Source organism: Streptococcus oralis (assembly GCF_001579025.1).
In the GTDB taxonomy this organism is placed as follows: domain Bacteria; phylum Bacillota; class Bacilli; order Lactobacillales; family Streptococcaceae; genus Streptococcus; species Streptococcus oralis_X.
In genome coordinates, this window is the sequence record NZ_KQ970236.1 from 113,094 (window position 1) to 134,421 (window position 21,328).

20 protein-coding genes and 1 riboswitch are annotated in these 21,328 nt (G+C 43.1%); of the genes, 16 read left to right on the plus strand and 4 right to left on the minus strand.

The annotated features are described in order from the left end of the window. From SORDD27_RS06840 to SORDD27_RS06855, 4 genes are all read right to left on the minus strand, one after another. The coding region (locus SORDD27_RS06840) for an LD-carboxypeptidase (protein ID WP_196755633.1) at window positions 1-384 on the minus strand (384 nt) is incomplete at its 3' end. 267 nt (window positions 385-651) lie between these two features. Next, window positions 652-999, minus strand: a complete 348-nt coding sequence (locus SORDD27_RS06845) for a TfoX/Sxy family protein (RefSeq protein WP_007520826.1) — start codon at window positions 997-999, stop codon at window positions 652-654. Between the two features lie 15 nt (window positions 1,000-1,014). Continuing rightward, window positions 1,015-1,692: a DUF1129 domain-containing protein gene (locus SORDD27_RS06850; protein ID WP_061428246.1), complete on the minus strand. Its 678-nt coding sequence runs from the start codon at window positions 1,690-1,692 to the stop codon at window positions 1,015-1,017. 11 nt (window positions 1,693-1,703) lie between these two features. Further along, window positions 1,704-2,648, minus strand: a complete 945-nt coding sequence (locus SORDD27_RS06855) for a magnesium transporter CorA family protein (protein ID WP_000815617.1) — start codon at window positions 2,646-2,648, stop codon at window positions 1,704-1,706. 136 nt (window positions 2,649-2,784) lie between these two features. Here SORDD27_RS06855 and uvrA point away from each other — a divergent pair, with 136 nt between their 5' ends. From uvrA to cls, 16 genes are all read left to right on the plus strand, one after another. After that, entirely contained in the window at window positions 2,785-5,616 is a 2,832-nt protein-coding gene (gene uvrA, locus SORDD27_RS06860; RefSeq protein WP_061428248.1) for an excinuclease ABC subunit UvrA, read from the plus strand. Continuing rightward, entirely contained in the window at window positions 5,609-6,670 is a 1,062-nt protein-coding gene (locus SORDD27_RS06865; protein WP_042767660.1) for a M24 family metallopeptidase, read from the plus strand. The genes uvrA and SORDD27_RS06865 overlap by 8 nt, the downstream gene beginning before the upstream one ends. A gap of 53 nt (window positions 6,671-6,723) precedes the next feature. Then, a riboswitch (M-box (ykoK) riboswitch) is annotated at window positions 6,724-6,875 on the plus strand. 196 nt (window positions 6,876-7,071) lie between these two features. Next, the gene (mgtA, locus tag SORDD27_RS06870) at window positions 7,072-9,732 is read left to right on the plus strand and encodes a magnesium-translocating P-type ATPase (RefSeq protein WP_061428250.1); all 2,661 of its coding nucleotides are present in this window, start codon (window positions 7,072-7,074) and stop codon (window positions 9,730-9,732) included. Between the two features lie 134 nt (window positions 9,733-9,866). After that, window positions 9,867-10,265 carry a transcriptional regulator Spx gene (gene spx / locus SORDD27_RS06875; RefSeq protein ID WP_000591165.1) on the plus strand — a complete coding sequence of 133 codons (399 nt, stop codon included), beginning with the start codon at window positions 9,867-9,869 and terminating at the stop codon, window positions 10,263-10,265. A gap of 66 nt (window positions 10,266-10,331) precedes the next feature. Then, complete coding sequence (locus SORDD27_RS06880) at window positions 10,332-10,901, plus strand: SP0191 family lipoprotein (protein WP_061428252.1); 570 nt, start codon at window positions 10,332-10,334, stop codon at window positions 10,899-10,901. An 86-nt stretch (window positions 10,902-10,987) separates the two neighbouring features. After that, window positions 10,988-11,254 (plus strand): IreB family regulatory phosphoprotein, encoded by a 267-nt coding sequence (locus tag SORDD27_RS06885; protein ID WP_000507059.1) that lies wholly within the window; start codon window positions 10,988-10,990, stop codon window positions 11,252-11,254. A gap of 3 nt (window positions 11,255-11,257) precedes the next feature. Next, a complete protein-coding gene (gene ruvX / locus SORDD27_RS06890; RefSeq protein WP_002876031.1) occupies window positions 11,258-11,677 on the plus strand; it encodes a Holliday junction resolvase RuvX in 420 nt (139 codons plus the stop codon). Between the two features lie 15 nt (window positions 11,678-11,692). Continuing rightward, window positions 11,693-11,998 (plus strand): DUF1292 domain-containing protein, encoded by a 306-nt coding sequence (locus SORDD27_RS06895; protein WP_061421468.1) that lies wholly within the window; start codon window positions 11,693-11,695, stop codon window positions 11,996-11,998. Window positions 11,999-12,306: 308 nt separating this feature from the next. Then, the gene (locus tag SORDD27_RS06900) at window positions 12,307-13,557 is read left to right on the plus strand and encodes a bifunctional folylpolyglutamate synthase/dihydrofolate synthase (RefSeq protein WP_061428255.1); all 1,251 of its coding nucleotides are present in this window, start codon (window positions 12,307-12,309) and stop codon (window positions 13,555-13,557) included. A gap of 90 nt (window positions 13,558-13,647) precedes the next feature. Continuing rightward, window positions 13,648-14,103 carry an SP_0198 family lipoprotein gene (locus SORDD27_RS06905; protein ID WP_061428257.1) on the plus strand — a complete coding sequence of 152 codons (456 nt, stop codon included), beginning with the start codon at window positions 13,648-13,650 and terminating at the stop codon, window positions 14,101-14,103. 278 nt (window positions 14,104-14,381) lie between these two features. Further along, a complete protein-coding gene (locus SORDD27_RS06910; protein WP_061428428.1) occupies window positions 14,382-15,650 on the plus strand; it encodes a glycosyltransferase in 1,269 nt (422 codons plus the stop codon). A 3-nt stretch (window positions 15,651-15,653) separates the two neighbouring features. Further along, complete coding sequence (locus SORDD27_RS06915; protein ID WP_061428259.1) at window positions 15,654-16,634, plus strand: NAD-dependent epimerase/dehydratase family protein; 981 nt, start codon at window positions 15,654-15,656, stop codon at window positions 16,632-16,634. Next, on the plus strand, window positions 16,609-17,424 hold the full coding sequence (locus tag SORDD27_RS06920) for an MBL fold metallo-hydrolase (RefSeq protein ID WP_061428261.1): 816 nt from the start codon (window positions 16,609-16,611) through the stop codon (window positions 17,422-17,424). Before SORDD27_RS06915 ends, SORDD27_RS06920 begins: the two co-directional genes overlap by 26 nt. Then, the gene (locus SORDD27_RS06925; protein ID WP_061428262.1) at window positions 17,402-18,664 is read left to right on the plus strand and encodes a F390 synthetase-related protein; all 1,263 of its coding nucleotides are present in this window, start codon (window positions 17,402-17,404) and stop codon (window positions 18,662-18,664) included. The genes SORDD27_RS06920 and SORDD27_RS06925 overlap by 23 nt, the downstream gene beginning before the upstream one ends. Window positions 18,665-18,678: 14 nt before the next feature. Beyond that, window positions 18,679-19,623, plus strand: a complete 945-nt coding sequence (locus tag SORDD27_RS06930; protein WP_061428263.1) for a 3-oxoacyl-[acyl-carrier-protein] synthase III C-terminal domain-containing protein — start codon at window positions 18,679-18,681, stop codon at window positions 19,621-19,623. A gap of 135 nt (window positions 19,624-19,758) precedes the next feature. Continuing rightward, a complete protein-coding gene (gene cls, locus SORDD27_RS06935) occupies window positions 19,759-21,291 on the plus strand; it encodes a cardiolipin synthase (RefSeq protein ID WP_061428264.1) in 1,533 nt (510 codons plus the stop codon). Window positions 21,292-21,328 lie beyond the last annotated feature (37 nt).

Sequence of the window (21,328 nt, forward strand, 5' to 3'; positions counted from 1 at the left end):
CCCATAAAAAGTCTTGACCCCTAGTTTGTGCAACATAAGGTGGTTCATAGTAGTATCCGAGAAGCCAAGAAAAATCTTTGGCTTGATAACCTTTTGAAGCTGGTCGTTTTCAAAAAGATAAGGTAGCAAGCGATAGGTATCATCCCCACCGATGGCGCATAGGATCATGTCGATGCTATCGTCCGAAAAGGCCTGCATCAAATCTTCTGCACGTGCCTCAGGATGGTCCTTGATAAAGTCTAAACCCTTTAGCGAATGGGGCAAGAAGACAGAATTAAGTCCCAAATCCTTGAGGCGTTGAATACCCAAGTCGACTTCGTGTTTGACAAAATTCTCTCCGATAATGCCACTAGACAAACTAACAATACCAATAGTAGAAACTATATCTCATCCTCCTAGAAATAGATTGATACTCTTCGAAAATCAAATTCAAACCACGTCAGCTTTGCCTTGCCGTACTTAAGTACAGCCTGCGGCTAGCTTCCTAGTTTGCTCTTTGATTTTCATTGAGTATGAGCCTATTTTATCACAAAAGATGAAAGAAAACTATAAGAATCAGACTCAGAAGTTCTATTGAATTTCAAGAAAGCAAGTGAAAAAGCAACCGCCTGTGCAGTTGCTTTTCGTTTTTCTAATCTCGCTAGATATGAGTTACTTGGTCAACTCTTGATTATAGGAGAGAGCTAAATCAATCCAGTAAGGAAGTTCTTTTTGACCTTCGATATCTAGGTCTATATAGCCATGATAAGGTCGCCCTCTCATCAATGTAGTACGAGCTCCTGTTCGGGGTAGAACTTGCTTTTCCATTTCTTTGCCAATTCTCACCATAACCAGCTCGTCTTTTCTGGAACTGACTGTAAGGACCATTTTCCCACGAATCATAAAGGCAAGGCCACCAAACAGTTTCTTTTCTTCTAACTCTTCTTCGAAAATTTGGGGAGGAAGTTTGAGCGCTAGAATTTTTCGAATCTGCTGAGCTAAGGATTGACTATATGCCATAGCTTTTCACTTTTCTTAATAACGTGATGGGCCCGCGCTTGCACTTCGGATGTTGAAACGTTTCTTGAGATAGAAGCGAAGGGCGAGAAGGGCAGCTCCCAGGATAGCCAAAGGCAATGGAGCAAGGACTGGATTGAGGTTGGCTGGTAGGAAGCTTGTTGCAAAGAAGACAACCAACCAAAGGATCATAGAAGCCAGGATGACGAGGATTGATTTCCAGAATGGAGGACGTTGGCTACGGTCTGTGTCTGGTCCATAGTACTGGTAGACAAAGTAGTACATCAAATAGAAGGCAAGTCCTCCTACAAGTCCAACCAACAAGAGGGTAATCAACCCATAGCCAATAGCCTGATCTGTAGAGAAGAAGGTAGTTAGAGCGCTAACCAATGCAAAGAGACTGGTGATAAAAAGGGCTGAGTCCATAATCATGAGTTTTGGATCGTCATTTTCTTTTGGATGCTCTTTTTCGTATTGCTCCTTGACAGTGAAGCTATGAGCCCAGTGGGTTGGAGCACCGTAGAGGGAACGTGCAGTCGTTCCTTTGGCTTGCTCTTCAAGGATTTTAGGAATGACTTCCTCAAAGACGGCCTTGATTTCAGCGTCTGTTTTACCATCTTTGATAAATTGTTGGGTAGCGATATGGATAAACTCTTGGTTTTTCTTAGTTAATTTTTGTAAATCAATCTGAGACATAGGGATTCCTCTTAGAACCATTTTTTATGGATGAGATAGAGAGTGAGCGAAACACTCATAGCAAAGGCGATAAAGACGATTAACCAGAAGGCGTGTGGCTCACCGTTTAGAGGGATTTCATTATCCTTGAAGTTCATCCCGTAGGCTGAGAAGATCATGGTTGGGACAGACATAACGATGGTCACGAGAGCCAGGGTCTTCATGATGTTGTTCTGGTTATTGGAAATGATAGAGGCAAAGGTCTCTGTCATAGAGTGAAGGACATTTCCATAGATATCTGCCATCTCGATGGCCTGTTGGGTTTCAATCAGAGTGTCTTCGAGTAGGTCTTCGTCTTCTAGGTATTTCTTGATATTGCTAGTTGCGCTAGTCAATTTCTTAATCACGCGCTCGTTCGTCTTAAGTGAGGCCTTGAAATAGACGATGGTCTTTTCCAATTCCATGAGCTCAATCAGCTCTTCGTTTCGAGTAGATTTGTGAAGTTGACTTTCAATTTGTTCACTCTTACGGTCGATCGAACGAAGGGCTGTAAGGTAAAGTTCGGCGTTGCGGTAGAGAATCTGGAAGATAAAGCGTGAACGCATGAAGGTGTAAAAGTTACGCAGTCTACGGTTGATAAAGACATCGAGAACGGGGAGGGGTTCCAAGCAGGTGGTGATAATGGTTTCCTCTGTGATGATAATCCCCAGCGGAATCGTAACGTAGTAGGTACGATTGTTTCTTTCTTCTGTGATGGGAACGTCCACGATAATCAAAGTGTACTCATCTTCGATGGTAATACGGGACATTTCTTCCGCATCGAGTGGTGCTCGAAGGTCGGCAATGTCAATGTCGAAGGCGTTAGCGATTTCCAACGATTCATTTTGTGTAGGATTGACGAGGTTGATCCAAGTACCCGGTTCAAGCGTGTCGATCTCTTTAAATTCCGTTGTTGTTGAGAGAAAAACTTGTTTCATATCCCCTATCCTTTCCTACTATTCAGTGATTCATTTTTTGCACCGTACTATTATACTATAAAAACAGCTTTTTGGGTAATAGAATTTCACATTTTTTGGTATAATGGAAAGCAATAATGGACTAGAAAGAACAAAGATGCAAGATAAAATTGTGATTCATGGGGCACGTGCCCATAACTTAAAAAATATTGATGTGGAGATTCCGCGAGACAAGCTGGTTGTTGTGACTGGTTTGTCAGGGTCTGGGAAATCCAGTCTGGCCTTTGATACCCTCTATGCGGAGGGCCAACGTCGCTATGTAGAGAGTCTATCAGCTTATGCTCGCCAGTTCTTGGGCAATATGGAAAAACCAGATGTGGATGCCATTGATGGCCTCAGCCCAGCTATTTCCATCGACCAGAAAACGACCAGCAAAAACCCTCGTTCGACCGTGGGAACCACGACTGAAATCAATGACTATCTGCGTCTCCTCTACGCACGTGTGGGGACGCCTTACTGTATCAACGGACATGGGGCTATCAAGGCTTCTTCTGTTGAGCAAATCGTGGATAAGGTTTTGGAATTGCCAGAACGCCAACGTCTGCAAATCTTAGCTCCTGTCATTCGTAAGAAAAAAGGGCAACACAAGAGCATCATTGAAAAGGTTCAGAAAGACGGCTATGTCCGTGTCCGAGTGGATGGGGAAGTCTATGATGTGACCGAAGTTCCAGAGCTGTCTAAGAGCAAGCAACACAATGTTGATGTCGTAGTTGACCGTATTGTTATCAAGGAGGGCATTCGTAGCCGTCTCTTTGACTCCATTGAGGCTGCCCTTCGTATCGCAGAAGGTTATGTGATTATCGACACTATGGACGATTCTGAGTTGCTCTTTTCTGAGCACTATGCCTGCCCGGTTTGTGGTTTTACTGTACCAGAGCTAGAGCCTCGTCTCTTCTCCTTTAATGCTCCTTTTGGCTCTTGTAGTGAATGTGACGGTTTGGGCATCAAGCTCGAGGTGGATGTTGACTTGGTGGTTCCTGATACCAGCAAAACTTTGCGTGAGGGAGCCTTAGCACCTTGGAATCCTATCTCATCTAACTACTATCCAAATATGCTGGAACAAGCCATGACAGCCTTTGGAGTGGATATGGATAAGTCATTTGAAGACTTGTCAGAAGAATATAAGAACTTGATTCTCTACGGGTCTGATGGCAAGGAATTCCATTTCCACTATGAAAATGAATTTGGCGGTGTGCGCGATATTGACATTCCTTTTGAGGGGGTTGTCAATAATATCAAGCGTCGTTACCATGAGACTAACAGTGACTACACCCGTACCCAGATGCGACTCTACATGAATGAGCTGACTTGTGGAACCTGCCACGGCTACCGTCTCAACGATCAGGCCCTGTCTGTCCGTGTTGGTGGGGAGCAAGGACCACATATCGGAGAAATTTCGGACCTGTCTATCGCAGACCACTTGGAGTTGGTGAGCCAGCTGACCTTGTCTGAAAATGAAGCCATTATCGCCCGTCCTATTCTCAAGGAAATCAAGGATCGCTTGACCTTCCTCAATAACGTAGGCCTCAACTATCTGACTCTGTCACGTTCGGCAGGAACCCTTTCAGGTGGGGAGAGTCAGCGAATTCGCTTGGCGACTCAGATTGGGTCCAACCTCTCAGGTGTCCTCTATATATTGGATGAGCCGTCGATTGGTCTCCACCAGAGGGATAATGACCGCCTGATTGCCAGCTTGAAAAAAATGCGTGATTTAGGAAATACCTTGATCGTAGTGGAACATGATGAAGATACCATGCGTGAGGCGGATTATCTGATTGACGTTGGTCCCGGTGCCGGTGTTTTTGGTGGAGAAATCGTCGCTGCAGGGACGCCAAAGCAGGTGGCTCGTAACAGCAAATCTATCACAGGCCAGTACTTGTCAGGTAAACGTGCCATTCCAGTACCAGAAGAGCGCCGTGCCGGAAATGGCCGCTTTATCGAAGTGACAGGAGCGCATGAGAACAACTTGCAAAATATTACCGCTCGCTTCCCACTAGGAAAATTCATCGCTGTGACTGGTGTATCCGGCTCAGGGAAATCGACTTTAATTAACAGTATTCTCAAAAAAGCAATCGCTCAAAAACTTAACCGCAATTCAGACAAACCTGGTAAGTTTAAAACGATTACGGGGATTGAGCATGTCGATCGTCTGATTGATATTGACCAGAGTCCAATCGGACGGACGCCGAGGTCCAATCCAGCTACCTATACAGGTGTCTTTGACGATATTCGTGACCTCTTTGCTCAGACAAATGAAGCTAAGATTCGAGGCTACAAGAAGGGCCGCTTTAGTTTCAACGTCAAGGGTGGTCGTTGTGAAGCCTGCTCAGGTGACGGGATTATCAAGATTGAGATGCACTTCTTGCCAGATGTATACGTGGCTTGTGAAGTCTGCCACGGAACCCGCTACAACAGTGAAACTCTAGAAGTTCACTATAAGGAAAAGAATATCTCGCAGGTCTTGGACATGACCGTCAACGATGCGGTGGAATTCTTCCAACACATTCCTAAGATTCAACGTAAACTCCAGACCATCAAGGATGTAGGGCTGGGCTATGTAACGTTAGGACAACCAGCTACCACCCTTTCAGGTGGAGAAGCTCAGCGTATGAAGTTGGCTAGTGAACTCCATAAACGCTCAACAGGAAAATCCTTCTACATTCTGGATGAGCCAACGACAGGGCTTCATACTGAGGATATCGCTCGCTTGCTTAAAGTCTTAGCTCGCTTTGTTGACGATGGCAATACTGTCCTCGTCATTGAGCACAATCTGGATGTCATCAAGACGGCAGACCATATCATCGATTTGGGACCTGAGGGCGGTGTCGGTGGTGGAACCATCATCGCAACAGGAACTCCAGAAGAAGTAGCGGCCAATGAAGCCAGCTACACAGGACACTATTTGAAAGGAAAGTTACATCATGAATAAACGTGTGCAAGCATTTCTAGCTAAAATGCAAGAAAAAGAACTAGATGGCATCATCATCAACAACCTTAAAAACGTCTATTACCTGACCGGCTTTTGGGGCTCAAACGGAACCGTTTTTATCAGCCGTGACCGTCAGGTCTTGGTGACAGACTCTCGCTATATCATTGCAGCCAAACAAGAAGTGACAGGTTTTGAGATTGTGGCTGACCGCGATGAGTTGGCTGTCATTGCAGGAATTGTCAAGGATATGGGCTTGTCTCGCATCGGTTTTGAAGATGAGATTTCTGTCTCTTACTATCATCGTATGCAGGCAGCTTTTGCAGGTTTGGACTTACTTCCGCAGACTCAGTTTGTTGAGGGTCTTCGTATGATTAAGGATGAAAAGGAGATCGCAACTATTCGCAAGGCTTGCTCTATCTCAGACCAAGCTTTCCGCGATGCCCTTGACTTTATCAAACCAGGAAAGACTGAAATTGAGATTGCCAACTTCCTTGATTTCCGTATGCGTGAGCTAGGAGCGGCAGGTTTGTCTTTTGATACCATTTTAGCAAGTGGCATCAACTCTTCTAAACCACATGCCCATCCCATGCATAAACCCGTAGAGCTGGGAGAAGCCATCACCATGGACTTCGGATGTCTCTACGACCACTATGTCAGTGATATGACACGGACGATCTATCTCGGTCATGTCAGTGACGAGCAGGCAGAGATTTACAATACGGTTCTGAAAGCCAACCAAGCTCTGATTGATCAAGCCAAGGCAGGATTAGGTTTCCGTGACTTTGATAAAATCCCTCGTGATATCATAGTAGAAGCGGGCTATGGCGACTACTTTACTCATGGTATTGGCCATGGTATTGGACTGGACATCCATGAAGAACCCTACTTTAGCCAAACCTCGACGAATACAATCAAGGCAGGAATGACCTTGACAGATGAACCGGGCATCTATATCGAAGGGAAATACGGGGTTCGTATCGAAGATGATATCTTAATTACAGATAACGGTTGTGAGTTATTGACACTTGCTCCAAAAGAATTGATTGTTATCTAAAAAATGAGATAAATCGTTGACTTTTATATTTTAAAGGTTTATACTAATAGACGAAAACGGTAGGTGAGGCTACCATAGGGATACGGATGACTACCGCAAAGCAGTGGAGACACTACTCGTTGGTCAACAGTCCTGGTCGCGAAGGCCAAGACTAAGCTCATTACATCGCCCTATGGAGTTAAAGCTTGAACGAAAAAACAGATAATTAGTTTTTTAATCCTGCCATTTTTATGGTAGGATTTTCTGCTGTTTTAAGAAAAAGAAAGGAGAAAAACGATGCAAATTGACGATCATCCAGAACCGCACATACACAGCCAATCGCTGATTTGTGTCGTTCTGCCCTTATAAAGTGATTGGTCTCTGTGTATGAAACACATCATTCATACAGATAGGAGAAACCAATGAAAACTACAAAAGAAAGATTAGCAACAGCTATTCACACACCCTTAAACGAAACTCTATCTTTTTATAAGACAAGTCTAACAGGCTTGACTGAGGAGCAGGTGGAGAAAAATCGTGACCTATATGGCGAAAACACCATCACTAAGGGTCAAGAAGACAGTATCCTCAAAAAAATTTACGAATCTATTATCAATCCATTTACAATCATCCTGCTAGTCATCGCGATGATCTCCATGGTGACCAATGTCTGGTTGGCGAAGCCTGGACAAGAAGATCCGACGACCTCTATCATCATTGTCGTTCTCGTTTTAATCTCTGGTGGCATTCGCTTTGTCCAAGAACTGCGGAGTGACAAGGCTGCGACCAATCTATCAAAAATGATTGTGAACACAGCCACAGTTATTCGCGAAGACCAGAGTTTAGAGGTCGCAATTGAAGATTTGGTCGTTGGAGATATAGTCAAATTAAGTGCTGGGGATATGATTCCGGCAGATCTCCTTTTAATTGAATCACGTGATTTCTTTGTCCAACAATCTGGTTTGACAGGTGAAAGTGACTCGGTTGAAAAACTGGCCTTGTCAAAAATGAGTCAGTCAAACTTTGATAGTCTACTAGAAGCAGAAGCGCTCGCCTTTATGGGAACCAACGTGATATCAGGAAGTGCCAAGGCTTTGATTCTAGCGGTCGGTGATGACACCATGATGGGAGAAATCGAGCAGACTCTTAATACCTATGACGAACCGACCTCTTTTGAACGGGAGATGAACAGCATCTCTTGGCTCTTGATCCGTTTGATGTTGGTCATGGTTCCCATCGTCTTTCTCTCCAATGGCTTGACAGATGGCGACTGGCTGGAAGCAGGTGTGTTTGCACTGAGTGTGGGTGTCGGGCTCACACCTGAGATGCTTCCCATGATTATCACGGCTAGTCTAGCAAAAGGCTCCATTATCATGGCCAAGGAAAAAGTCGTCATCAAAAAACTCAATGCCATACAGGACCTAGGTGCTATTGATATCTTATGCACGGATAAAACCGGAACCCTTACCCAAGACGAAATTGTCCTTGAATATCCTTTGGATATACATGGAGATTTGGATTTGTCTGTGTTGAGACGGGCCTACCTCAATTCCTATTTTCAAACCGGTTTGAAAAACTTGATGGACCGTGCCATTATCAGTAGAACTGAAAAAGAAGCTAAAGAACACGCTATTCTACAAAATTTGGATACTAGCTTCCAAAAAATAGATGAATTGCCCTTTGATTTTGAACGCAGACGGATGAGTGTCATCGTCAAGGATCAGAACGAAGTTGTTAGTTTGGTAACCAAGGGTGCCCTAGAGGAAATGCTTGCGATTTCAACCCATGTGGAATATCAAGGTCAGATTAGCCCTCTGACGGATAATATCCGAGTGGAAATCTTAAAAGAAGTAGATCAACTTAATCAACAGGGATTGCGAGTCTTGGGAGTCGCTTATAAAACAGGTCTAAAAGAAGGTTTTGCTTACTCCGTTGAAGATGAAAAAGAGATGATTCTAACAGGATATCTTGCCTTTCTAGATCCACCAAAACCATCAGCAGCACCTGCTATCCAAGCTTTGTTAGAACACGGTGTTCAAACAAAGATCTTGACGGGAGACAATGAGAAGGTAACCCAAGCAGTTTGCGAAAAAGTTGGTCTAGACGTTGATCAAATCTTGCTGGGTTCTGATATTGAAGCCATGACGGATGAAGAGTTGGCCCAAGCAGTCGAACATGTGACCGTCTTTGCCAAACTCTCTCCGGATCAAAAAGCACGAATCATTTTACAAATCAAATCGAATGGACATTGTGTCGGCTATATGGGAGATGGGATCAATGATGCCCCTTCTATGAAAGTGGCAGATGTGGGGATTTCTGTTGATACAGCAGTAGATATTGCCAAAGAAACGGCTGATGTCATTTTGCTAGATAAGGATTTGATGGTGCTTGAAAAAGGGTTGGTTGAAGGGCGTAAGGTCTACGCTAATATGACCAAATATATCAAGATGACGGTCAGCTCTAATTTCGGGAACATTTTCTCTCTGCTAGTGTCTGGTATCTTTTTACCTTTCCTTCCTATGGCTCCGATTCACTTGATTGTGTTAAACCTCGTCTACGACCTTTCTTGCATTGCCTTGCCATTTGATAATGTGGATGAAGACTTTTTGAAGCATCCTCATAAGTGGGAGGCTAAGTCTATTACTCGCTTTATGATTTGGATGGGTCCGATTTCTTCTGCCTTTGATATTTTGACCTTTATCTTACTCTATTTTGTTATTGTCCCAATGGCGACAGGTCAAGCTTATGCTCACGGAGCAGAGTCGGCAACGGGCTTTATCATTTTGTTCCAGACAGGTTGGTTCATTGAATCCATGTGGTCCCAAACCATGGTTATCCATATGCTTCGTTCAGCAAAACTTCCTTTCTTACAAAGTCGTCCATCATGGTTTGTTCTTGGAACAACCTTGCTAGCAGCTAGTTTTGTGACCTTTCTTCCCTACTCTTCAATTGCTAGCCTGCTTCATTTAACCCCTTTGGAACCAATTTATTTCCTCTTTTTGCTTTTGATTATCGTTCTCTATATGATAAGTGTTACAGTTGTAAAACGATTGTATATCAAAAAATTTAAAAGTTGGTTATAAATTGATTTTGTCAAGAAAAAAGTACGAAAATCGCGAAAAAAGTTAATTTTTTTTAAAAATAGGTCGCAAGTCGGATGTTTTTTATGGTATAATAGACTAAACTGATAGTAACATGTAGCGAAAGGGGTAGGTACATGATCAAAATTTATACAGTCTCAAGTTGTACTAGCTGTAAAAAAGCGAAAACCTGGCTCAATGCCCACCAGTTAAGTTATAAAGAACAAAATCTTGGTAAAGAAGGAATTACAAGAGAAGAGTTATTAGATATTCTCACGAAAACAGATAATGGAATTGCCAGTATCGTTTCGTCAAAAAACCGCTACGCTAAGGCACTTGGAGTTGACATAGAGGATTTGAGTGTCAATGAAGTGCTCAACTTAATCATGGAAACACCACGGATCTTAAAGAGTCCGATTCTCGTTGACGAGAAGCGCCTACAAGTCGGCTATAAAGAAGATGATATCCGTGCCTTCTTGCCACGCTCTGTCCGTAATGTAGAAAATGCAGAAGCACGTCTACGTGCAGCTCTATAAAACATCAAGGCTGGGAGTGACTCCTAGCCTTGTTTGCTCTTTTGTTTTAAAATCATGTGAGGAATTATGAAAAAGTTACTAATTACTAGTTTTGCTCTCCTCTTTTTGCTTGCGGGATGTGGGCAAAAAAAGGAAACCCCTGCTGCTTCTACAACAGCATCTGACCCCATCCAATCAAACCTTCCCGTTTTGGACAATGCCGAAAAAAATACGGTTGTCACCAAGACTCTGTTGATGCCGAAGTCAGAAAATGGAACGCAACAGATTCAAACCATTACCTATAAAGGTAATCAGTTTTTGACCTTGACCATCCAGCAAAAACGACCTGTCGGGGATGAACTCAAGACCTTTATCTCTGAAAATGGCCTAGAGGAGACGCAAAAAGCGCTTCTAGAAGCGGAAGAAAAGGATGAGACCATCCAAGAGGCACGCAAACTAGCAGGATTCAAACTGGAAACAAAGCTACTCAGCGAGACAGAAATCCAGACTACAACGACTTATGATTTTCAAGTATTGGATGTCAAAAAGGCATCTCAGCTAGAATATTTAAAAAATATCGGCCTTGAAAATCTCTTAAAAAACGAACCTAGCCAATATATTGCAGATAGAGTGGCAAATGGGGCGACAGAACAATAGAAAATCCAAATTAATAGACTGACTTATTTGTAGAACGTCAGGGAATGTGCTATAATAGTACTATTCTAAGGAAAGAGGGTGTTAGAATGGGATTTACTGAAGAAACTGTACGGTTTAAATTGGATGATTCCAATAAGAAAGAAATTAGCGAAACGTTGACAGACGTCTATGCTTCTTTGAACGACAAGGGCTACAATCCGATTAACCAGATCGTCGGTTATGTACTGAGTGGTGACCCTGCCTACGTTCCTCGTTATAACAATGCACGAAATCAAATCCGTAAGTATGAGCGTGATGAAATTGTTGAAGAATTGGTACGCTACTACCTTAAAGGACAAGGAGTCGATCTATAATCTATGAGAATTATGGGATTGGACGTCGGTTCAAAAACAGTAGGGGTGGCGATTAGTGATCCACTAGGCTTCACCGCTCAGGGACTTGAAATCATCCAGATTAATGAGGATCAAGGCCAGTTTGGTTTTGACCGCATCAAGGAATTGGTTGACAGCTATAAGGTAGAACGCTTTGTAGTAGGTTTGCCAAAGAACATGAACAATACCAGCGGTCCGCGAGTAGAAGCCAGTCAAGCCTATGGTGCCAAGCTAGAAGAACTCTTTGGTTTGCCAGTAGACTATCAGGATGAGCGTTTGACAACGGTCGCTGCGGAGCGTATGTTGATTGAACAAGCAGATATCAGCCGTAACAAACGCAAGAAAGTTATTGATAAGCTGGCTGCTCAGCTGATTTTGCAAAATTATTTAGATAGAAAATTTTAAGACAGAGGAGAAACTATGTCACACGATCACAACCATGACCACGAAGAACGTGAATTGATTACACTAGTAGATGAGCAAGGAAATGAAACCTTGTTTGAAATTCTTTTGACCATCGATGGGAAAGAAGAATTTGGTAAAAACTATGTTCTGCTAGTGCCAGTTAATGCAGAAGAAGATGAAAATGGTGAAGTTGAAATCCGAGCTTACTCATTCATCGAAAATGAAGACGGAACAGAAGGCGAATTGCAACCAATCCCAGAAGACTCAGAAGACGAATGGAACATGATTGAAGAAGTCTTCAACAGCTTTATGGAGGAGTAAAAACATCCAGTGGATGTTTTTAGCCCTGCGCCAGAAATTAGAAACGCAGGAACGTTCGGGGAACGTTTTTAGCCCAGTTCCTTAAAATAAGAGAGAACTGGTATGTCTGGGAGACTGTATCACCCCAACTCCTAGAAACTAGAAAGAGTTGGAACATCCAGTGGATGTTTTTAGCTCACGTTGAAATTCATAGTAGCTAGTGATTAGCTAACCAGGTAAGAGGTCGGGATTTTTATCCCGGCCTCGCTTTTTATTTGCAGTAATACTTTAGTGCGCTAGTTGATTGGACTTTTGTTAAGGAGACATGTATGTTTGAAGTAGAAGAATGGCTTCATAGTCGGATTGGTTTAAACTTTAGATCTGGACTTGGACGAATGCAGCGAGCAGTGGATTTGCTGGGGAATCCTGAGAAGACTTATCCTATTATCCACGTAACAGGGACTAACGGTAAAGGGTCAACTATTGCCTTCATGAGGGAGTTGTTTGTTGCTCATGGAAAAAAAGTTGGTACTTTTACCTCTCCTCATATCATCAGTATCCATGATCGAATCTGTATCAATGGGCAACCGATTGCTGATGCAGATTTTATCCGTTTGGCGGAGCAGGTCAATGAGATGGAAAAGACGCTTTTGCAAACCTATGACCAGTTGTCCTTTTTTGAATTACTGACTCTGATTGCTTTGCTTTACTTTAAAGAGCAGGGAGTGGATCTGGTTCTGCTAGAAGTGGGGATTGGTGGTTTGCTTGATACCACTAATGTCGTAACAGGAGAGATTGCAGTTATTGCTTCGATTGGGCTAGATCATCAGGAGACCTTGGGCGATAGTCTGGAGGAAATAGCCGAGCAGAAAGCTGGTATTTTCAAGGCTGGCAAGAAGGCAGTCATTGCCAAGCTTACTCCAGAAGCGGAGCTTGTCTGTCAAAGTAAAGCGAGAGAGTTAGCTGTCGAACTTTATCAAGCTGGGCGAGACTTCACCTTGAATGCTGGGGATTTTTCAAGTAAGCTAGCAAACTTTTCACAGCTTGAAATCGGTTTAGAAGGTGCTTATCAGCAAGAAAATGCCGCCTTGGCTTTAGAAACTTTTCTTCTGTTTATGGCGTCAAGAGGTGAAAGGGTCGAAGAAGAGTTTGTCAGACGGGCTTTGAAGGAGACACATTGGGCAGGTCGATTGGAACGGATTCGTCCACAAATCTACCTAGATGGGGCTCACAATCTGCCAGCCTTGACTCGTCTAGTCGAGTTTATCCAAGGGAAAATCCAGCAAGGTTACCAGGTTCGCATCCTTTTTGGAGCACTTAAACGCAAGGATTATCAGGGGATGTTAGGCTATCTATCTAAGCAGTTGCCTGAGGTGGAACTTAAGGTAACAGGCTTTGACTACCAAGGCTCTCTGGATGAAAAGGATGTGGCGGGTTACGATTTGATTTCTTCCTATGGCGGTTTTATCAGAGAATTTGAAGAAAAGGCCAAAGATCAGGACTTGCTTTTCGTGACGGGCTCGCTCTACTTTATCTCGGAAGTCCGAGCGAGTTTGCAAGGAAGCGATGGGATTAGTTGACCTTCTAGGCTTAAGTTGTTATACTTGAGGTAGGAGGTATATCTGGAAACGATTCCAGCAAAACATTGGCACAAAAGAAAGGAAATCGCTATGAAAACGAAAACATTCACACTTTCTATTGCTTCCCTAGCAATTCTTAGTCTTTTAGCAGCTTGTGGACCTAAGGCACAAGCCCCTACCCAGCAATCTGCTCAGCAATCATTTACTCAACAAGAATCATCTTCTAGCGCTACGACAAGCGCTAGTCAACCACAGGCATCCTCAAGTCAGGACACTACTGTAGCTCAACCTACGAATATCGATGGTACCTATACTGAAAAAGATGAGAATGACCAAATCACTCTTGTTGTAACAGGTAAAACTGGTACATGGACTGAGGTCGAGCCAGATGGAGATAAGGAAATCAAGCAAGTCAGCTTTGAGCCAGAAAATCAACGTGTCATTATCGGTGATGATGTCAAAATTTACACGGTTAATGGTAATCAATTGATTATCGATGATATGGACCGAGAGGCATCTGACCGAGTGGTATTAACTAAGCAATAATGATTAAGTAAAAGTTCCAATGAGATGAAAGCTATCTTTTTGGAGCTTTTTTCTTGAAAAAAGGGTTGGCTGTTCTTTACTAACTTTTTACTTAAAACGCTTACAAATGTTTGTAAAACTTCTTATATGCCAACTTTAGAAGAAACCATTGCTCTCTACAAAGAACTCTTCTAAATATCAAGTAGAGTGGAAGGGACTTATTCTTCAAAATATAAATAATAATGTAAAGAACTATCATTTTGGTAGTTCTTTTTTTAAAAATTTGCTATCCTAGACATATGAGAAAAATCAAAATTGATGTGGTTGTAGTTCCTTTGAGTGGGCATCTCTTCCCAACACTGAATTTACTTGCACCCTTGTTGAAGGATCCCTTGTATGAGATTCGATTATTTACAGGACCACAACGAAAAACTGTAGCAGAGGAGATGGGATTCCAGGTGATTCCCATTTTAGAAAATTGTGTAGATGAGTTTGAGCGTGTAGCCAACAATGAAGGGCAGTTAAACCTTTTTTCTGCTTATCGACAGTTGTCAGCTAGTCTTGATTTGATCAATGTGGTTTCAGATCAATTAGTGCAAGAGTGGCAGGAAAATAGACCGGATATTGTGATTGCGGACTTTATAACCCTCTCTGGAGGACTTGTAGCGGAACAGTTGAATATTCCCTGGATTACCACGATGGCGACACAGTTTGCCATTGAAACGACAGATGGACCGCCTTGTTTCTTTGGAGGAATGGGCAGTCCAAAAACATCTTTCCAATCTGCTCAGCAATGGTTAGGAAGAAAAGGAACTCGTTTAGGGAAACGAATCGTAAGCTTTTTATTGAGAGAACGATTGAAACGTTACGATTTTAAGCTCTACAATCAGAAAGGTCAGGAAACCATCTATTCACCCTATTCCATCTTGGGAATTGGGATGAAAGAGTTGGAGCTGAAAAGTGGTTTTCCAGAGCACTACCTTTGGGTGGGACCTTTTGGGTCTTCGATTGAGAGGGCAGAAAATTATCCCCTCAATTTGTCTCCTTATGCAGGTTATAAGAAGGTCCTTGTCTCCTGTGGCACTCAGCTAGCATGGGCCAAAGACAATCTCCTCTATCAGACACAACAATTGGCAGAAGCACATCCAGATTGTCACTTCTTTGTGACTCTGGGGTTTGGCGGACAAGACTTCCAATGTGAAGAGCTCATGGACAATGTTTCTGTGGTATCCTATCTTCCCTATATGGAGTACATTCCTCAGATGGATTATGTGATTCATCATGGTGGTGCAGGTATTTTTTACCAGTGTATCATCTATGGTAAGCCTGCCTTGATTCTCCCCCATGACTATGATCAGTATGACTATGCAGTTCGTGGATTAGAGGCAGGGATTGCCTTGACTGCTAAACGAGAGGATACGCAAGCGATTGGACGCGCCTTTGATGAGTTGTTGGCTAGAGATGACTGGCCAGACTTAAACAAACTTAGTCGTGCAGCTCAAATCTATCAGCCAACAGAGATTCTGAAGAGCGAAATACATCGGCTCTTAGGGGACAAGGAGAAGTAAAGAATGAAGAAAGTATTGGTAACAGGTGCTACGGGCTTTCTAGGCAAGTATGTTGTTGAAGAGCTCAGTCAGCAGGGCTATCAGGTACGCGCTTTTGGACGCAATCGCAAGGTGGGTCAGTCTTTAGAGAACTCCTCTGTGGCATTTTTTCAGGGAGATTTGACCAAGCAAGAGGATCTGACTCAGGCTTGTCAGGGGATGGACATGGTTGTGCATGCGGGTGCTCTTTCTACTGTCTGGGGACCTTGGGAAGATTTCTACCAGACAAATGTCTTGGGGACCAAGTATGTTCTGGATGCTTGCCGAGAGGCTGGTATTCAGCGTTTGGTTTATGTGTCCTCGCCTAGCATCTATGCTGCTCCTCGAGATCAGCTAGCTATCAAAGAAAGCGATGCGCCTCAGGAAAATAATCTAAACAACTACATTCGTAGTAAACTAGCTTCGGAGAAGCTGTTTAAGGATTATCCCGATGTTCCGAGTATTATTTTACGACCTCGTGGGCTTTTTGGGATTGGGGATACCAGTATTTTGCCTCGGGTTCTCAAACTCAGTCAGAAGATTGGCATTCCCTTGATAGGGGACGGTCGTCAGCTCATGGATATGACCTGTGTGGAAAATGTCGCTCTGGCAATTCGCTTGGCACTAGAGACCCCTCAAGCTAGTGGCGAAGTTTATAATATTACCAATGGGGAACCAAGAGCCTTTAAGGATTTGATAGAAGAAACCTTGAGAGGGTTGGGCTATCCAATAACATACAGAAAAGTGCCAGCTCCTCTTCTTTCAGTTATTGCTACTAGTTTAGAGTTTCTGTATAAGGTCTTGAAACTCAAAGGTGAACCGCCTCTGACACGCTATACCTATTATCTGCTCCGTTATAGTCAGACGTTGGACATCAGCAAGGTGGAGCGAGACTTGGGGTATCGCCCTCAAATCAGTATTTCGGAAGGGATTGAACAATATGTCCAAGATTATCGAAAGCATTGATTATTTCCCAGCAGGCTACTGTACCAGCTACACAGGTTTGCTATTTAAGGGAGTCAAGAATCAAAAGATGACCTTTCCAGCAGGTGTTTTTCTTATCAAACACAGGGACAAGGGCTATCTCCTCTATGATACAGGCTATCATTACGATATTAAGACCCGGCTTCGCTATGGTTTCTATCGGCTAGGAACGCCTGTTCAGATGACGGAGAAGGACCAGATTTCACGTTTGCTGGAAGCGAAGGGAATCAAACCAGAAGAAATTAACTATGTTCTTCTATCACACTTACATCCAGATCATCTGGGAGGAGCTAGTTTCTTTCCTCGTGCAACCTTTATCTTGACAAAAGAAGTATATGAAGTCTACCAAAAACCCCAGTTGAAAGACTTGATTTTCAAGGAGTTTTTACCAGCTTCTTTTGAGAAAAATCTAACCATTATCAGATCTGACCAGCAAGTTTCAACTTTTCCCTATCGTCCGATTTGTGATCTTTTCGGAGATGGCAGTATCCTAGTAGCCTCTGTTGACGGGCATGCTAGGGGGCAAGCCTGTCTATATTTTCCAGACCTTAATCTCCTCATTGCAGCGGATCTCTGTTGGGGAATTGACCTCTTACCTTACACCAAGCAGATGCACCTGATTCCTTCCTTGGTCCAGGATAATAAGGCCGACTATATCAGGGGGACAGAGTTTCTGGAGGAAGTCTTAAAGGACGGTATCGAGGTAGTTGTTAGCCATGATCCTGTAGAAAGGATAGAGTCAATCTTACATGAAAAAAATAACCTTTCTTAAAACCTTTATCCAAACTCGATGGCTTCATCATTTCAAATCTCGAGAAGCTGTAGAAAACTATCAGAAAAAGCAATTAGCTAACTATATGGACTTTTTAAAGCGAGAGTCGCCCTACTTTAAAAATGGGGTTCCTAGCAACTTTGACCATATGGACAAGGCTTTTATGATGGAACATTTCAATGAGCTCAACACCCAAGGAGTGGATCGTGATGAAGCCTTATCCTTAGCTATTGAAAGTGAAAAGACCCGTGACTTCACTGAACTTAAAGGCGAAGTAGCCGTCGGTCTGTCTTCAGGGACGTCTGGACATCGGGGGCTCTTTATCACAACAGAGAAAGAGCGAAGTATGTGGGCTGCGGCTATCTTGGCAAAGATGTTGCCCAAGGGGCAGCTTTTTGGACACCGCATCGCCTTTTTCCTGAGAGCTGACAATGAACTCTATCAGACCATCAATACAGCGCTCATTCGCTTAGAGTATTTTGATATTTTCAAAAATATAGATGATCATATCGGGCGTCTCAATAGCTACCAACCAACCATTGTGGTGGCACCTGCCTCTATGCTGCTCGAGTTGAGCAAACGACTAAATGCTGGAGAGTTAGCCATTCACCCACAAAAAATCGTTTCGGTGGCAGAAATATTGGAAGATAAGGATAAGGAACGCATCGCAGAAGCCTTTTCTCTATCCATTATTGACCAGGTCTATCAAGCAACTGAAGGTTTCCTGGCCTGCACTTGCTCAGCTGGCAATCTCCATCTCAACGAAGACATTATCTTTGTGGAAAAGCAGTATCTAGATGACCGCCGTTTTTATCCAATCATTACGGACTTTAAACGAAGTAGTCAGCCTGTTTATCGCTACCAGCTCAATGATATCTTGTTTGAAAATCCGGAGCCTTGTCCATGTAGTTCCTACTATACACGGATTGACAAGGTCGAAGGACGCTCTGACGACATCTTCTATTTCGAAGGACTGGATTGGGGACAGGTGACCATCTATCCAGACTTTATCAGACGTTGCATCCTCTTTGTGGAGAATGTAGGAGATTACCAAGTCAAACAACATTCGGAGAAGTTAGTGGAAGTTTGTTTAAGTCAACGAGATGAGGGCATGGAGACAGCTATTTTAGCACAGTTTCAACTCCTGGCCCAGCAAAAGCAGTTTGCAGTTCCTCAAATCCAATTTTCAGATTATCACTGGGATACTAGCCGTAAACTCAAACGAATCCAACGTTTATGAAAGGATAAAAGACAATGACAGAAGTAAAAAGACATGTAGAAATCGCAGGTTATGGCATTTGCCTTCCAAAGCATACAGTTCAATTTAAAGACCAGACCCGTTATCGTGTAGTTGAAAATGAAGAAACGCAACTCGACTTGGCAGAAGGAGCTATCCACCGTGCACTTGAACATGCAAATTTGGATATTAAAGATATCGATTGCCTTGTATCAGCTAGTGCAGTTGGTGTTCAGCCTATTCCTTGTACGGCTGCCTTGATTCATGAGCGCGTGGCAAAAGGACTCTCAATTCCAGCAATGGACATCAATACGACCTGTACCAGCTTTATTTCTGCTCTATCGACTATGTCCCACTTGATTGAGGCGGACGAATACAATCGTGTCTTGATTGTGTCTAGTGAGGTTGGTAGTTTAGGGCTCAATCCCAAGCAAAAAGAAAGTTTTGAACTCTTTAGTGATGGTGCAGCAGCCTTTATTTTCCAAAAAAGTCATCAGGAAAAAGGGATCATTGCTAGTCTCCAACGTACTTGGTCAGAAGGAGCTCACGATACGGAGATTCGTGGAGGTCTGACTTCTTTTCAACCAAAAGAGTACTCTGAAGAGACGAAGACCAACTATATGTTTGACATGAAGGGGAAGAAAATCCTCCTCTTGTCTGCTCGTAAAATCCCAGTCATGTTTGAAGAGTTTCAAGAAAAAACACAGCTAGCCTTGGCAGACGTGGACTATATCATTCCTCATCAAGCAAGTCGTGCTCTTCCTTTGGTCATGGAAAAACTAGGTGTGGCTGAGAATCAGTACCTCAATCTCGTCACTGACTATGGAAATATGGTGTCAGTATCTGTACCGTTTGGCCTGGCTTATTCTTTGGAGCATGGACTTATCAAGGAGGGAGATGTCGTCTACCTTATGGGGACTGCAGCTGGTATGACGGTCAATATGTTGGCTCTGAAATTGTAACAATTACCTAAACACGGAACGACTGGAACTTGAGCAAAGGCAAAAGGTTGCCATCTACACCTGAACTGAGGTATACTAGTAGAAACATTAGTTTATCAAGCAGTTAAGGAGAATGTTAGAAAAGGAAGGGGATGTATGACAGCTAGAAAAATGCAGCTACTCATGTCCAAATATGGTTTTAGTATTACCATCATGTTGGCAGAGTTGTTTATCGTCTTTGGTTTATTTCTCTATCTTGGGCAAATGGCTCCAATTGTCTGGATTATCCTAGTCATTTTAGTGAGCTTAGCGACCATTGTATCGATTGTCAATCGATCTATGAATCCCGAGAGTAAGGTAACATGGCTGTTAGTAGCCTTTGTTCCAGTGTTTGGGCCATTGCTCTATATCATGTTTGGAGAGCGTCGTTTATCTAAAAAAGAGATGAAGCAGTTAAAGCAGCTCCAATCAATGGTTGATCGAGAGGACAATAGCAGAGCTCTCCGTTTGGAGTTAAAGGAACAAGACAAGTCAGCTTACGGCGTTATCAAATCACTCCTCAGCATGGACACGAATGCCGATGTCTATGATCGAACGGATACACAATTTTTTGCATCTGGTGAAAGTATGTGGCATCAGATGCTAGAGGATCTCAAGAAAGCGGAGAAGTTTATCTTTCTCGAATACTATATCATCGAAGAAGGTTTGATGTGGAATAGTATTTTGGAGATTTTGGAAGAAAAGGCAGCTCAAGGAGTAGAGGTGAAGCTTCTCTATGATGATATTGGTTGTATGGCAACCTTACCTGGCGACTACACCATCCAGCTTCGTGGTCGAGGGATTGAAGCCCATAAATTTAACAAGGTGATTCCACGTTTGACTGTTGCTTATAACAACCGTGATCACCGTAAAATCATGATTATCGATGGTCAAATTGCCTATACAGGTGGTGTCAATCTTGCCGATGAGTATATCAACCATATCGAACGCTTTGGTTATTGGAAGGATAGCGGAATTCGTCTGGATGGACCGGCAGTTAAGGCTTTTACCAGACTCTTTTTATCTGCCTGGTACATCAACCGTGGGGAGATTAGTGACTTTGACCAATACCATCTCGAAAATCAGCCCAAAGATGGGATGGGGCTCTGTATTCCCTATAGTAGTGGACCAAAACCCATATACAGAGCTCAAGTTGGAAAAACGGTCTACCAAAATCTTATCAATCAAGCTACAGATTACGTCTATATCACGACTCCCTATCTGATTGCGGACTACGATCTAACTGAAAGTATCAAAAATGCAGCTCTGAGAGGGGTAGATGTGCGAATTGTGACGCCTTGTATCCCAGATAAGAAGGTCATCCAATTGGTTACTCGCGGAGCCTATCCTGACTTGTTGTCTGCTGGAGTTCGTATTTATGAGTACAGTCCGGGATTCCTTCATAGCAAGCAAATGCTTGTCGATGGAGAGGCAGCCACCGTGGGGACCATCAATTTTGACTATCGGAGCTTGCTTCACCACTATGAAAATGCCGTCTTACTTTATAGAACGCAGTCTATCATCGCTATTGAAAGGGACTTCGAAGAGATTTTTAAAGTTTCTCAAGAAATTTATCCCCACACCATCAAAACCAGCTGGTATCAAAGCCTAATCAAGGAAATTGTCCAGTTGTTTGCACCTATGCTCTAACTATCGACCAAGATCTAGCCCAAGGCTGGGTCTTATT